The following is a 13,686-nucleotide window of genomic DNA, read 5'->3' on the forward strand; positions in this document are numbered from 1 at the left end:
CCCGCGCGGGGAGATCAGGTCGGGGCGATTCGCTCACTTGGCGGCGGGTTGCCGCCGCGCACGGCGCGCACCACGTCCGGCACCCCCACCGGACCGCCGAAAGCGGGCCCCTCGCCCGTGCTCGCGCCCCGGGCCGCCCACCAGGCCGCCTCGGCCTGGTCGCGGACACCGACCACACCGACCTCGGCGCCCACCGAACCCACCGCGGCGATCAGCTCGGCGGTGGCCCGCACCGCCACCGCGTTCCCGGGCAACCAGTCGGGGCGCCAGCCGTCGAACGGGTCGGCCAGCAGCACCGCGCCCACGCCGAACCGCTCCACCAGCTCGACCAGGGCCGGGCCGCCGGTGAAGCCGTGCAGGCCGCGGCCGACCCCCAGGTCGCCCAGGGTGCGCAGGTTGTCCCGGGCGTCGCCGTGGGCGTCGCGGACGGCGGCGGTGTCCAGCACCACCTCCAGCAGGTGCGCGGGCAGCGCCGCCTGCGCCAGGGCCCGGCTGACCGCGCCCACCAGGTCCGCGTCCGCCGTCTGCGCCCTGGTCAGGGTCACCCGCAGCACCGGGCCCGCGCCCGGGAACAGCTCCTGCCACACCGGGAGCTGCCCGGCGGCCTCCCGCAGCAGCCACGGCGCCAGCGCCACCGACAGGCCGGTCTGCTCGGCCAGCTCCGCGGGCGGCGGCAGCGCGCCCCGGGCGCCCGGCAGGTGCGGCACCGCGCTCACCCGCACCACCGCCCGGTCGGTCAGCCGCACCACCGGCCGGTAGGCCACCACCAGCTCGCCCAGCTCCCACGCCGAGGGCAGGGACGTGGCGGCGGCGCCGACGCGGCGGGCCCGGCGGTCGACGTGCGGGTCGTGCACCGCCCACTGGTCCGGGCCCACGGCCTTCGCCCGGTGCAGCGCGGCGTCGGCGGCGCGGAACAGCTCCGCGCTGTCCACGTCGGCCGCCGCGCACCGCACCACCCCGATCGACGCCGTCGCGGCCAGGCCGATCTTCCCGTCGTAGTCCGGTTCGGTCAGCTCCGCGCGCACCAGCGCCACCAGACCGGGGATGTCCGGGGTCGACGGCCCGTCCACGACGAACACCGCGAACTCGTCCCCGCCGACCCGCGCCACCAGCGCCGCGGGCTCGTCCTCGACCATGGCGGCGAGCCGGTGCGCGACCGCGCGCAGCAGCCGGTCGCCCGCAGCGTGCCCGTGGGTGGTGTTGACCAGCCCGAACGCGTCCAGGTCCAGGCACAGCAGGGTGACCCCGGCCGCCGGGTGGGCCTGCCCGAGCAGCACCTCCAGCCGGGACTGGAAGTGCAGCCGGTTCGGCAGCCCGGTCAGCGCGTCGTGCAGGCTCTGGTGGGTGAGCCGGGTGCCGAGCAGCTCCAGCTCGCTGAGGTCCTGCACCATCGACACCCGGTACACCGGTTCGCCGCTGTCGTCGCGGACGACGGAGTTGTTCACCAGCACCCACGCGGTGTCCCCGTCGGGGCGCACCACCCGCCTGCGGTCCGGCGCGCTCGACGCCGGGTCGGGCCGGTCGGCCTCCTGGTCGAGGAAGTACTCGCCGAGCAGGTGCCCGCGCAGGTCCTCCTGCTCGCGGTCCAGGATCGTCGCCAGCGCCGGGTTCGTCTCCAGGAACCGGCCGTCCACCCCGGTGATGGCGATGCCGATGGCGGAGGCGGTGAACACCTCGCGGAACCGGTACTCGGTGTCCTTGCGGCCCTGCTCGGCCAACCGGGCGGCGCCGAGCATCGCCCGCTTCATGTCCTCCTGCTGCTCCAGCGTCCGGGCGCGCAGCGCGGCGGCGTACCCGGAGGACACCGCGGCCAGCAGCACCACCACCCGTTCGGGGTGGTGGCCCGCGGCGAGCAGCCCACCCGCCAGCACAGCCAGCGACCGGGACAGGGTCTCCTCACCGGTCAGCGCGCCGGTGACCATCCGCGCGCCCACCTCGGACCCCGGCCCGGTGTCGAACGGCTCCGCCACCAGCGCCGCGGTCAGCGTCGCCAGCATCGAGGCCAGCAGCGCCGCCAGGTCCTGCGCGGACCGGGGCACGTACGCCGTCGAGGCGACCACCCGCAGCCACGACCGGACCAGGGTCTCCTGGTCCCCGTCGGGGGCGACCGGTCGGGTCGGCATCCGCGCGGCCTCAGGCCTTGCGGCCGACGCCCGCGTAGATGCCCGCCCGGTCGGGGTCGTCCCCGTCGTCCAGGGTCGCGTCCGGGCGCCACAGCGCCGTCGGCACGATGCCCGGCTCGAGGACCTCGTAGCCGTCGAACAGGGCGGTGATCTCCGCGTGCGACCGGGGGAACATCGGGTCGCGGCTGGTCTTCATCACCTCCACCACCCGGTCCATCGCCGAGGGCATCAGGTCGCGGGTGAACTGGGAGAACGCCAGGTGGCTGCCCGCCACCATCGGGTCCCGGTACCGGGCGACGATCCCCGCCGGGTCCTTGTCCTCGGGCACGAAGTGGAACACCCCGGCCATCAGCAGCCCGATCGGCCGGTCGAAGTCCAGCAGCTCCCGCGTCTGCGGGGCGTCGAGCACCTGCTCCGGCCGGGTCAGGTCGGCCTGCACGATCGTGGCCAGCGGGTTGTCGCGCAGCATCAACACGCTGTGCGCGTACGCCACCTCCTCGTAGTCCACGTAGACCACCCGCGCACCGGGGTCGGCGTCCTGGGCGATCTCGTGCACGTTGCCCACGGTGGGGATGCCGGAGCCGAGGTCGAGGAACTGGCGGACCCCCTGCTCGACCATCAGCAGCACGGAGCGGCGCAGGAAGGCGCGGTTGTGCCGGGCGATCTCCCTGGCGTTGGGCTGGGCCTCGAGGAACCGGTGGGCCAGCTCCCGGTCGTGGCGGAAGTTGTGCCCACCGCCGAGCAGGTAGTCGTAGAGCCTCGCGGCGCTCGGTCGCTCCAGGTCGATCCCCTCGGGCACCCAGCCTGCCAACTCCGCCACGGCCAACCCCTCTTCCGACTCGGTAGCGTGACGGACACGTTACTCCCCGCCGCCATCACCTGGACGAGACCTCGATTTCACACTCACGGTCACCCCGGGACGACCACCTGAGTGGCCGGGAGCCGTCCACCCCCGCTTGACCGTGGATTCCGCAAACCGGGCGCACGCATCCCATTCACCCCATTCGCACCCCGGTGCCCGCTTGTCGATCCGGGCCTGTCAGAGCCGTGCCGCCGCCGGGTCGCGCTCACCCGTTCGCGATCGGGTTCGACCGGGGTCGGCTCACTCCGTCGGCGGTACCGGTGCCCGGCATCCGTGCCATTGTCGGGAGTGGATCATTTTTCAGGGGAGGGCAAAAGTGAGACGTTCCTTGACGGCTCTTGTTTTCGCATTTCTCAGCTTCATCGGAATCGGCCTTTCGGCAGGGGTGGCAGGCGCGGACCCGCTGACTCCCGCGTTCGCCGAGATCTGCAACGGCACCAGCGGTTGTGTCACCGCGGACATCTCGTTCTCGAACCGTTCCGCCACGGTCGTGGGAAACGTGTTCGACGACCGGAACGCCGGATCGACGACCGCCGTGTTCGACTTCTACACCGCGAACGGCTACTACAGCACGCAGACCCGGACCGCGACGAATGAAAGAAAGCCGTTCCACTTCACCGAACCGGGTCCGGTCGGCGGAATCAACCTCGTCCGGGTCGGGCTGATCGCCAACGCCACCGGCGCGTACACCTTCGTCGCCGACGTCTACAAGCTCTAACCGGTTCGAATCGGCTCGCACTCGCCACGGGACAGCTCCGCCGGAGCTGTCCCGTGGGCGTTTCCGCGGTCCTGCGCCGGGGGCCGGTGCGCTAACGGCCGCTTAAGCGCGGTTGAAGACTCGGCTGGGCGGTAGGGGTGTGCACCAGGGCGGAGAGGGCCATGCCGGTCAGCAGGTCCGCCATCTGGTCGCGGTCGAGGTGCCTGCTGTGCGGGGTGGAGTTGATCAACCCGAAGACCGCGTGCGCCGCCGCGCGGGCGGTGGGTTCGGCGACCTCGGGGACGGCCGCCACGATCACCTCGACCCACGTCTCCACGTACCGCCGCTGCAGGGCGCGGACCTTGCGGCGGTCGGGGTCGGTGAGGTTGCCCAGGTTGCGCTCCTGCACGGTGATCAGCGCCGGGTTGTCCAGGGCGAAGTCGACGTGGAAGCGGACCAGTTCCCCCAGCGTGACGTCGGGATCGGCCACCGAGGACACCCGGGCCTGGCCCCCGGTGAGCAGCACCTCGCTGATGGAGGTGAGCATCTCGCCGAGCATCGCGTCCTTGGACCGGAAGTGCCGGTACAGGGCGGGCCCGGAGATGCCCACCGCGGAGCCGATGTCGTCGATCCCGACCCCGTGGAAGCCGTGCCGGGCGAACAGCTCGGCGGCGGCGGCCAGGATCTGCTCGCGGCGGGACGGCTTGGCGCCTGCGGGGTCGGCTGCGGGGGGCACGGGCACATCGTACGGAGGCCCGGTTAGCGCCCGCTAACCGGACGCCCACCCCCCTAAAGTGGCAAGTGTTAACTCGTTGCCGAGAGGTACCGTGAGCGCTTTTCCGCTGGTAGTGATGTGAACCGTCGGGAATTCCTCCAGAGTCGGAGGCCAGAAGATGCGCATCACTCGTTCCTGGGCCGTGGCCCTGCTCACGGCCCTGTCGATCCTCGGGCTGGCGTCCCCCGCGCTCGCCGCCCCCACCGCCGCGGGCAGGTACGTCGCCCTCGGCGACTCCTACTCCTCCGGCCTCGGCGCGGGCAGCTACGGCAGCAGCGGCAACTGCAAGCGCAGCAGCAACTCCTACGCCCAGTTGTGGGCCAACGCGCACGCGCCGTCGTCGTTCGCGTTCGTCGCCTGCTCCGGCGCCGTCACCTCGGACGTCACCAACAACCAGCTCTCCGCCCTCACCTCCACCACCGCCCTGGTCACCATCTCCGTCGGCGGCAACGACGCGGGCTTCGCCAACGTCATGACCGACTGCAACCTCGGGTCGGACTCCGCCTGCGTCGCGGGCAACAACGCCGCGCAGAACTTCGCCCGCACCACCCTGCCCGGGCGGCTGAACACCGTGTACTCCCAGATCCGCACCCGCGCCCCCTCGGCCAGGGTGGTCGTCATGGGCTACCCGCGCATCTACAAGCTCGGCGGCTCCTGCGCCATCGGGCTCAGCGAGACCAAGCGCGCCGCCATCAACCAGTCCTCCGACGTGCTCGCGAGCGTCATCTCCTCGGCCGCCTCCGCACACGGCTTCACCTTCGTCGACGGCCGCAACGCCTTCGCGGGCCACGAGATCTGCGCCTCCGGCACCCGCTGGATCAACAGCGTCAGTCTCCCGATCGCCGAGTCCTACCACCCGAACAGCGCGGGCCAGAACGGCGGCTACTACGCCGCGCTCCGCGCCGTCACGGGCTGAACCACGACACCAGGAGGCCGCCCCGACCCCGGTCGAGGTGGCCTCCTGGTGTCAGAGCAGGCCTGTCCTGCGCGCCCAGCGGTCGAAACCCGAGCCGTCGCAAGGAAGCCGCATTCCCGTGTCGCGGGGCACGTCCACGATGTTGCCCGCGCCTCCTGCGGTCAGCTTGCCCGCCCGATGGGCGCGGGCGAGCAGCCACAGCGTCCCGTGCGCATCGAGGCCGTGGCTGCGCGCGACGCCCTTCGCGCTCACGCTCCGGGTGCCTCGGGAAGGTCCTCCCCGGTGATCTGGCCGTGCATCAGCTCCACCGCCCGGGATGAGGTGATCAGCCGCCGGTGCCACGCCTTCACCACGGCGGTCGCGTAGCTCGGTGGCACGCGCACCCCGTCCAGGTCGGGTTGGGGCGTCCACCCCAGGGCTTCCTGGAACTCGACGCGGGTCGGGGTGCTCGACCGCAGCTTCGCCGCTTCCTGCCTGGTCGCCACGCCCGCCTGCTCTGCCTGCCGGACCGCGAGCGACCACGAGGTCCGGTAGCGGGCGGCGAGTTCGACCAGGGCCGGGCGTCCGACAGCGTCCCCGACCGCGCGGACCGAGTCGACCGGCAGCAACAGCTCGGCCGCGAAGGCGTCGACGAGGTCTTCCCGGTCGACGCCCAGGTGCAGGTCCGTCGAGTAGGCGTCGCCGAGCACCATGTGGCCCAGTTCGTGTGCCGCGGTGCTCCGGCGCCTGCCGGGGTCCTGGGAGAGGCCGACCACGGCGACCGCGATGTCCCCGTCGACCAGTGACGCACCGTCTCCGGGGAGATCGGTGACCAGCACCAGTTGCCCCGCCCGCGCGCAGATCGACATGAGGCTGGGGATCGGTTCGTCACCCAGGCCGAGGTGCGTCCGCAACCAGCCCGCTGCGCGGCGGGCTCCGGCCGCGTCGGTGACCGGCACCGGGCTGGTGATCGCCGCTGCGGGCCGGAAGTCGTCGAGTTCGACGACCTGGCGCACGTCACGCAGCCACGCCGTCAGGCGTGCGTCCAACCGGTAGGCGTCTCGGGCGCCCGCGGTGTCCGTGTCGGCGGTGAGCGGTGCGCGGCGCGAGATCGCCGGCGGCCGTGCCTCCAGGAAATGGCTCATGGGGACACCGAGCGCGGTGGCGAGTCTTCCCAGTTCCAGCGCGTCCACTCGCCGATCCCCGGATTCGATCTTCGCCACCTTGCTGCGCTCCAACCCCGCGAGGTGCCCCAACTGGTCCTGGGACAACCCGGCCGCGAGGCGGGCTTCCCGAACGCGCTCGCCGAGGAACGACCACTCCATGCCGCCAGTGTTGTGCGAATTTCGCACAGATGCTAGCGAACCGGCGGTGGACAGGCCGCGTTCAGCCGTTCGGGTGGGTTGTGGGGCTGGAGCCGATCGGGTGGACGGAATTGTTAGTCAGCGCTAACATCGGAGCCGTAGTTAACGGCGACTAACGGCGGGATGTGCGATGGACGCGCCTGTGCTGCGCAGTGGGGTCGACGAGGGCGCGGAGGGGTTCGCCGACAACGTCGAGCAGCACTCGGCCCTGGTCGAGGACCTGCGGCGGCGCCTCGACACCGCGGCGCTCGGCGGCCCCGAGCGGGCCAGGGACAAGCACGTCGCCCGGGGGAAGCTGCTGCCCCGGGAGCGGGTGGACACGCTCCTCGACCCCGGCTCCCCCTTCCTGGAACTCTCACCCCTCGCCGCCACCGGCCTCTACGGCGACGAGGCGCCCGCCGCCGGGGTGATCACCGGGGTGGGGCGGGTGTCCGGGCGCGAGGTGGTCGTGGTGGCCAACGACGCCACCGTCAAGGGCGGCACCTACTACCCGATGACCGTCAAGAAGCACCTGCGCGCCCAGGAGGTCGCCCTCCAGAACAACCTGCCGTGCGTCTACCTGGTCGACTCCGGCGGCGCGTTCCTGCCCGCCCAGGACGACGTCTTCCCCGACCGGGAGCACTTCGGGCGGATCTTCTACAACCAGGCCACCATGTCCGCCCGCGGCATCCCGCAGATCGCCGCCGTCCTCGGCTCCTGCACCGCGGGCGGCGCCTACGTCCCGGCCATGAGCGACGAGGCAGTGATCGTCCGCAACCAGGGCACCATCTTCCTCGGCGGGCCGCCCCTGGTGAAGGCCGCCACCGGCGAGGTCGTCACCGCGGAGGAACTCGGCGGCGGCGACGTGCACTCGCGCACCTCCGGCGTCACCGACCACCTCGCCGACGACGACGCGCACGCCCTGCGCATCGTCCGCTCCATCGTCAGCACCCTCGGCCCGCGCGCGCCCAAGCCGTGGGACGTGCTGCCCACCGAGGAGCCCGCCGTCGACCCGGCCACCCTCTACGGCGCCGTGCCCACCGACTCGCGCACCCCCTACGACGTGCGCGAGGTCATCGCCCGCGTCGTCGACGGCAGCCGGTTCCGCGAGTTCAAGAAGGAGTACGGCGCCACCCTCGTCACCGGCTTCGCCCGCGTCCACGGGCACCCGGTGGGCATCGTGGCCAACAACGGCGTGCTCTTCGCCGAATCCGCCATGAAGGGCGCGCACTTCATCGAACTCTGCGACCAGCGCAGCATCCCCCTGCTCTACCTGCAGAACATCACCGGCTTCATGGTCGGCCGCGACTACGAGGCGGGCGGCATCGCCAAGCACGGCGCCAAGATGGTCACCGCCACCGCCTGCGCCCGCGTGCCCAAGTTCACCGTCGTCATCGGCGGCAGCTTCGGCGCGGGCAACTACTCGATGTGCGGACGGGCGTACTCACCCCGCTTCCTGTGGATGTGGCCCAACGCGCGCATCTCCGTCATGGGCGGCGAGCAGGCCGCGGCCGTGCTGTCCACCGTCCGCCGCGACGGCGTCGAGGCCCGCGGCGGCGAGTGGTCCGCGGCCGAGGAAGAGGCGTTCCGCGAACCCATCCGCCGCCAGTACGAGGAACAGGGCAGCCCCTACTACTCCACCGCCCGGCTCTGGGACGACGGCGTGATCGACCCCGCCGACACCCGCCAGGTCCTCGGCCTGGCCCTCTCCGCCGCGGCCAACGCGCCGCTCGAACCCGTCCGCTACGGCGTCTTCCGGATGTGATCGCAGTGTTCAGCACGGTCCTCATCGCCAACCGCGGCGAGATCGCGGTCCGGGTGATCGCCACCCTCCGCCGCCTCGGCATCCGCTCGGTCGCGGTCCACAGCGACGCCGACGCGTCCGCCCGGCACGTCCGCGAAGCCGACGAAGCCGTCCACATCGGACCGGCCGCCGCCCGCGACAGCTACCTGTCCATCGAGAAGGTCATCGCCGCCGCCCGGCTGACCGGCGCCGAGGCCGTCCACCCCGGCTACGGCTTCCTCGCCGAGAACGCCGCCTTCGCCCGCGCCTGCGCCGACGCCGGACTGGTCTTCATCGGCCCGCCCCCCGGCGCCATCGAGGCCATGGGCGACAAGATCCGCGCCAAGCTCACCGTCACCGCCGCGGGCGTCCCGGTCGTGCCCGGCCGCACCGAACCCGGCATGACCGACGACGACCTGGTCGCCGCCGCGACCGAGGTCGGCTACCCGGTGCTGCTCAAGCCGTCCGCGGGCGGCGGCGGCAAGGGCATGCGGCTCGTCGAGTCCGCCGCCGGGCTCACCGCCGCCATCGAGTCGGCCCGGCGCGAGGCCCGCGGCTCCTTCGGCGACGACACGCTCCTGGTGGAGCGGTTCGTGCAGCGCCCCCGGCACATCGAGATCCAGGTCCTCGCCGACACCCACGGCGGCGCCATCCACCTCGGCGAACGCGAGTGCAGCCTCCAGCGGCGACACCAGAAGATCATCGAAGAGGCGCCCTCCCCGCTGCTCGACCCCGCAACCCGCGCCCGCATGGGCCGGGCCGCCGTCGACGCCGCCAAGGCCGTCGACTACACCGGCGCGGGCACCGTCGAGTTCATCGTCTCCGCCGACCGGCCCGACGAGTTCTTCTTCATGGAGATGAACACCCGCCTGCAGGTCGAACACCCCGTCACCGAACTGGTCACCGGCCTCGACCTGGTCGAACAGCAGCTCCGCGTCGCCGCCGGGCAACCCCTGGCCCTCACCCAGGACGAGGTCGAACTCCACGGCCACGCCATCGAGGCCCGCGTCTACGCCGAAGACCCCGCCGCCGGGTTCCTCCCCACCGGCGGCACCGTCCTGCACCTGCGCGAACCCACCGCCGAGTGGGCCAGGGTCGACTCCGGCCTGCGCGTCGGCACCGTCGTCGGCTCCGACTACGACCCCATGCTCGCCAAGGTCATCGCCCACGGCGCCGACCGCACCGAAGCCCTCGCCAGGCTCTCCTCGGCCCTGGCGGACACGGTGGTCCTCGGCGTCGGCACCAACACCACCTTCCTGCGCGCCCTCCTCGCCGACGAGGACGTGCGCGCGGGCAGGCTCGACACCCAACTCGTCGAGCGCTCACTCGACCGGCTCACCGGAACCGCCGAAGCCCCGGACGGGGTCTTCGCCGCGGCGGCGCTCGACCGGCTGCTCTCCCTGCAACCGGACGGCGCCGCGATCGACCCGTGGGACGTCCCCAACGGCTGGCGACTCGGCCGCCCCGCCCCCCTCACCCTGCGCCTGACCTGCGGCGACCGCGCCGAAACCGTGCGCGTCACCGGCACCCCGGCCGCTGCGGAGGTCACGGTCGGCGACGGCACCCCGGCGCGCGCCTCGGCGTCCCACGCGGACGACTCGCTGCGGGTCACCCTGGGCGGCAGGGTCACCCGCCACACCCGCGCCCTGTCCGGGAACACCCTGTGGCTGGCCTCCGCCGGGCACACCTGGGCCGTCACCGAGCACTCCGCGCTCGACGGCGACCGGGGGACCACCGCCGCGGGCGGCCCCGTCACCAGCCCCATGCCCGGCACCGTCCTCGTGGTGAAGGTCGCGGCGGGCGAGCACGTGGTGGCCGGGCAGCCCCTGCTCGTCGTCGAGGCCATGAAGATGGAGCACACCGTCACCGCGAAGGTCGACGGCGTCGTCACCGAACTGCCCGTCCGGCCCGGCCAACAGGTCGCGCTGGACCAAACCCTGGCCGTGGTCACCCCACCGGAGGACGAGCGATGATCGACCTGAGCGTTGACGAGGAGCACGACGCCCTGCGCGCGACCGTGCGCGAGTTCGCCCGCGAGGAGGTCGCCCCGGTCATCGGCGACCTCTACGAGCGCGAGGAGTTCCCGTACGCGCTCGTGGCCAAGATGGGCGAGATGGGCCTGTTCGGCCTCCCCATCCCCGAGGAGCACGGCGGCATGGGCGGCGACTACTTCGCCCTGTGCCTGGCCCTGGAAGAACTCGCCCGCGTCGACTCGTCCGTGGCGATCACCCTGGAGGCGGGCGTGTCGCTGGGCGCCATGCCGCTGTACCGCTTCGGCACCGCCGAGCAGAAGGAACGCTGGCTGCCCCCTCTGGCCGCCGGAACCGCCCTCGGCGCGTTCGGCCTCACCGAACCGGGCGGCGGCTCCGACGCGGGCGCCACCAAGACCCGCGCCGTCCGCGACGGCGACTCGTGGGTGGTCAACGGTTCCAAGTCGTTCATCACCAACTCCGGCACCGACATCACCAGCCTGGTCACCGCCACTGCCGTCACCGGCACGGACGACAACGGCCGCAAGCGCATCTCGGCCATCATCATCCCCTCCGGCACCCCCGGTTTCGAGGTCTCGCGCAAATACTCCAAGGTCGGCTGGAACGCCTCCGACACCCGCGGCCTGTCCTTCACCGACGTCCGCGTCCCCGCTGAAAACCTCCTCGGCACCGAAGGCCGCGGCTACGCCCAATTCCTGTCCACACTGGACGAAGGCAGGGTGGCGATCGCCGCCCTCTCGGTCGGCCTGGCCCAGGGCTGCGTCGACGAGTCACTGACCTACGCCGCCGAACGCTCCGCGTTCGGCCACAACATCGGCTCCTACCAGGCCATCCAGTTCAAGATCGCCGACATGGAGGTCCGCACCCACACCGCCCGCCTCGCCTACTACGCCGCGGCCTCGAAGATGCTGCGCGGCCAACCGTTCAAGAAGGAAGCGGCCATCGCCAAACTGGTCGCCTCCAACGCGGCCATGGACAACGCCCGCGACGCCACGCAGATCTTCGGCGGCTACGGCTTCATGAACGAGTACCCGGTGGGGCGGTTCTACCGGGACGCGAAGATCCTGGAAATCGGCGAGGGCACGAGCGAGGTGCAGCGCATGCTGATCGCCCGCGAACTGGGGTTGGCGGGCTGACCGGGTGACAGCTCCGTGGGTCCACTTCGGTGGCCTGCGGAGCCGCCGATCCGCCACCCGGCCCGTGGCTCGTCACCCGGCCCGGGTGGCTCGCTGGCTTGTCCCCCCGGCCCAGTGGCACGCCGCGCGACTCATCGGACTGCCGCACGTTCCCGCACTCTGACCGGCCTGGCACCCGCGACAGGCCGTTCGGCCTGAAACCCCGAAACTGCGCCCAGGCGATGCGAAAAACCGCTCCCGCAACGATTCCCCCAACCTCGCCACCAGACCCCACCCGGCGCGCCACCGCCGCGCAGGCCGGCCAGGCGCGCCCGTCGAGCCGGGTCAGTGCGGGCGGGTCCACGCGTAGTCGCGGCGGGTGGCGAATTCGCGGTAGCCCGCGCGGGCGAAGGCCGCGCGCATGGGGTGGTTGGCCTGGTCGGTGTCGGAGTGGACGCGGGTGGCTCCGGCGGTGGTCAGGGCTCGGGTGCCGGTGGTCAGCAGGTGGTCCACGTGGCCTTGGCCGCGGAAGGGTTGGGCCACGCCGATCTCGGCGAGGACGGGGTGGTCGCCGTCGATGAGGGCGGGGACGACGTAGCCTGCGGGGTGGCCGTCTGGGGTGAAGCCGATGGTGAACCAGGTGGGGTCGCCGGGGTAGGCGAAGCACTTGTGCAGGCGGTCGGCGGCTTCGGCGGTGCGGCCCCGGGTGGCTCGGGCGCGGCTGGAGTGGTGGTCCAGGGTGCCGTCGCCGACCTGGGCGAACAGGGTCATCAGGGTGTCCTCGTCCACGTGGCGGGCCTGGCGGAGTTCCAGGGGGGTCCGGGGCCGCGTTCTCCTCTTCGATACGGGAGAGGGGCCGGCGGGGTGGATCGGGGACAACTTTTGCGGTTGTTCACCCGATCGTGTCGCCAGTGGGCTGGTCGGGGTCCATTCCACGCGGACCCGGTCCACCGCGGGGGTGAAGCCCGCTGCGCGCAGGATGTCGGGGATGACGGGGTCGGGGGTGGTGTCGTCGGGGGTGACCACGTTGCACTCGGCGGTGGGGATGTCGAGGGCCCGGCGGCTGTGGGTGATCAGCTCCACCGCGGCGGTCGGGTCGGGGGTGGCGAGGAGGTCGAGCATGTGGGGGTGGGTGGCGCCGATCGGGGCCCACCAGGCCAGGGCGGCGGTGACCTCCCCGGCTTCCTCCGCCAGCCAGCACCACTCCAGGCGGTTGAGGCCGGTGCCGAGGCCGTGGGTGATCATCCGGCGCCAGGCTTCCGCGTCGGGTCTGTGCGAACACAGGGTGGTCAGTTCCGACTCGTCGCGCAGGGGTCTCATCGGCGGCGGCCGACCACCGCGTAGATCAGGGACTCGCGCGGGTCGCCGTCGCCGGGGGCGGTGTCCGGGTGCCACTGGGGGGTCCACACCACGCCTGGTTCGACCAGGTCCAGGCCGTCGATCAGGGCTTCGACCTGGGCTCGGTCGCGGGAGACGCTGGCGCTGCCGGTTTCGTCGTAGAGGCGGACGGCGCTGTCGTTGTTGGGGTGGCGGGCGTCGCGGGTGCCGTGGGTGATGGCCAGGAAGCTGCCGGGGGCCATCGCCTCGACGTAGCGGCGGATGGCGGGCATCGGGTCGGGGACGAAGTGCAGCACCGACACCATCAGCACCGCGATCGGCTGCTCCAGGTCGAGCAGCCTGCGCGCCGCCGCTGAGCCGAGGACGGCGTCCGGGTCGAGCATGTCGGCGAGGACCACCTCGGCCCGGGGGCAGCCCGCGAGTTCGACCTCGCTGTGCGCGACCGCGATCGGGTCGAGGTCCACGTACAGCACCCGCGCGTCCGGGACCGCCTCGTGCACGTTGCCCACGGTGGGGATGCCCGACCCGAGGTCGAGGAACTGGGTGATGCCCCGGGCCCGGAAGTACCGGACCGCGCGGCGCAGGAAGTCGCGGTTCTCCCTGGCGGCGGACCGGGCCTCGGGCATGGCCGCGACGATCCGCTCGGCGAAGCGGCGGTCGGTTTCGAAGTTGCAGGCGCCGCCGAGCAGGTAGTCGTACACCCGGGCGGCGCTGGGCCGGTCGGGGTCCGCCGCCGGTCCTGACAATGTGTACCTCCCCGGTGA

The 13,686-nt window shown here is 72.5% G+C and carries 12 protein-coding genes; 5 read left to right on the plus strand and 7 right to left on the minus strand.

From position 1 onward, the window contains the following. Nucleotides 1-14: 14 nt before the first annotated feature. A complete protein-coding gene (locus tag DFQ13_RS10565) occupies nucleotides 15-2,123 on the minus strand; it encodes a diguanylate cyclase domain-containing protein (protein ID WP_052021224.1) in 2,109 nt (702 codons plus the stop codon). A gap of 10 nt (nucleotides 2,124-2,133) precedes the next feature. Further along, nucleotides 2,134-2,943 carry an SAM-dependent methyltransferase gene (locus tag DFQ13_RS10570; RefSeq protein ID WP_110079617.1) on the minus strand — a complete coding sequence of 270 codons (810 nt, stop codon included), beginning with the start codon at nucleotides 2,941-2,943 and terminating at the stop codon, nucleotides 2,134-2,136. A 358-nt stretch (nucleotides 2,944-3,301) separates the two neighbouring features. Here DFQ13_RS10570 and DFQ13_RS10575 point away from each other — a divergent pair, with 358 nt between their 5' ends. Next, nucleotides 3,302-3,703, plus strand: a complete 402-nt coding sequence (locus tag DFQ13_RS10575) for a hypothetical protein (RefSeq protein ID WP_146241186.1) — start codon at nucleotides 3,302-3,304, stop codon at nucleotides 3,701-3,703. Between the two features lie 91 nt (nucleotides 3,704-3,794). Here DFQ13_RS10575 and DFQ13_RS10580 read toward each other — a convergent pair whose 3' ends face one another. Continuing rightward, nucleotides 3,795-4,418: an SACE_7040 family transcriptional regulator gene (locus DFQ13_RS10580; protein ID WP_110079618.1), complete on the minus strand. Its 624-nt coding sequence runs from the start codon at nucleotides 4,416-4,418 to the stop codon at nucleotides 3,795-3,797. Between the two features lie 157 nt (nucleotides 4,419-4,575). Here DFQ13_RS10580 and DFQ13_RS10585 point away from each other — a divergent pair, with 157 nt between their 5' ends. Next, nucleotides 4,576-5,373: an SGNH/GDSL hydrolase family protein gene (locus DFQ13_RS10585; RefSeq protein ID WP_110079619.1), complete on the plus strand. Its 798-nt coding sequence runs from the start codon at nucleotides 4,576-4,578 to the stop codon at nucleotides 5,371-5,373. A gap of 51 nt (nucleotides 5,374-5,424) precedes the next feature. On the opposite strand, the gene DFQ13_RS10590 is transcribed toward DFQ13_RS10585, so the two are convergent. Together DFQ13_RS10590 and DFQ13_RS10595 are read right to left on the minus strand one after the other, a co-directional pair. Beyond that, nucleotides 5,425-5,625 carry a hypothetical protein gene (locus DFQ13_RS10590; protein WP_035283220.1) on the minus strand — a complete coding sequence of 67 codons (201 nt, stop codon included), beginning with the start codon at nucleotides 5,623-5,625 and terminating at the stop codon, nucleotides 5,425-5,427. Continuing rightward, a complete protein-coding gene (locus DFQ13_RS10595) occupies nucleotides 5,622-6,677 on the minus strand; it encodes a helix-turn-helix domain-containing protein (protein WP_110079620.1) in 1,056 nt (351 codons plus the stop codon). The genes DFQ13_RS10590 and DFQ13_RS10595 overlap by 4 nt, the downstream gene beginning before the upstream one ends. A gap of 169 nt (nucleotides 6,678-6,846) precedes the next feature. Between DFQ13_RS10595 and DFQ13_RS10600 the strand changes: the two genes are divergently transcribed. Genes DFQ13_RS10600 through DFQ13_RS10610 form a run of 3 tightly spaced genes read left to right on the plus strand, consistent with a single transcriptional unit; the run spans nucleotide 6,847 to nucleotide 11,605 of the window. After that, nucleotides 6,847-8,460, plus strand: coding sequence for a carboxyl transferase domain-containing protein (locus DFQ13_RS10600; RefSeq protein WP_110079621.1), 1,614 nt, complete (start codon nucleotides 6,847-6,849; stop codon nucleotides 8,458-8,460). A 5-nt stretch (nucleotides 8,461-8,465) separates the two neighbouring features. Next, on the plus strand, nucleotides 8,466-10,451 hold the full coding sequence (locus tag DFQ13_RS10605) for an acetyl-CoA carboxylase biotin carboxylase subunit (protein WP_110079622.1): 1,986 nt from the start codon (nucleotides 8,466-8,468) through the stop codon (nucleotides 10,449-10,451). Further along, nucleotides 10,448-11,605, plus strand: coding sequence for an acyl-CoA dehydrogenase family protein (locus tag DFQ13_RS10610; RefSeq protein WP_035283224.1), 1,158 nt, complete (start codon nucleotides 10,448-10,450; stop codon nucleotides 11,603-11,605). Before DFQ13_RS10605 ends, DFQ13_RS10610 begins: the two co-directional genes overlap by 4 nt. A gap of 324 nt (nucleotides 11,606-11,929) precedes the next feature. On the opposite strand, the gene DFQ13_RS10615 is transcribed toward DFQ13_RS10610, so the two are convergent. Both DFQ13_RS10615 and DFQ13_RS10620 read right to left on the minus strand, forming a co-directional pair. Further along, complete coding sequence (locus DFQ13_RS10615; protein WP_110079623.1) at nucleotides 11,930-12,904, minus strand: GNAT family N-acetyltransferase; 975 nt, start codon at nucleotides 12,902-12,904, stop codon at nucleotides 11,930-11,932. Beyond that, nucleotides 12,901-13,668, minus strand: a complete 768-nt coding sequence (locus DFQ13_RS10620) for an SAM-dependent methyltransferase (RefSeq protein WP_110079624.1) — start codon at nucleotides 13,666-13,668, stop codon at nucleotides 12,901-12,903. Before DFQ13_RS10620 ends, DFQ13_RS10615 begins: the two co-directional genes overlap by 4 nt. Nucleotides 13,669-13,686 lie beyond the last annotated feature (18 nt).

The sequence above is a fragment of the Actinokineospora spheciospongiae genome, from assembly GCF_003182415.1.
Classification (GTDB): domain Bacteria; phylum Actinomycetota; class Actinomycetes; order Mycobacteriales; family Pseudonocardiaceae; genus Actinokineospora; species Actinokineospora spheciospongiae.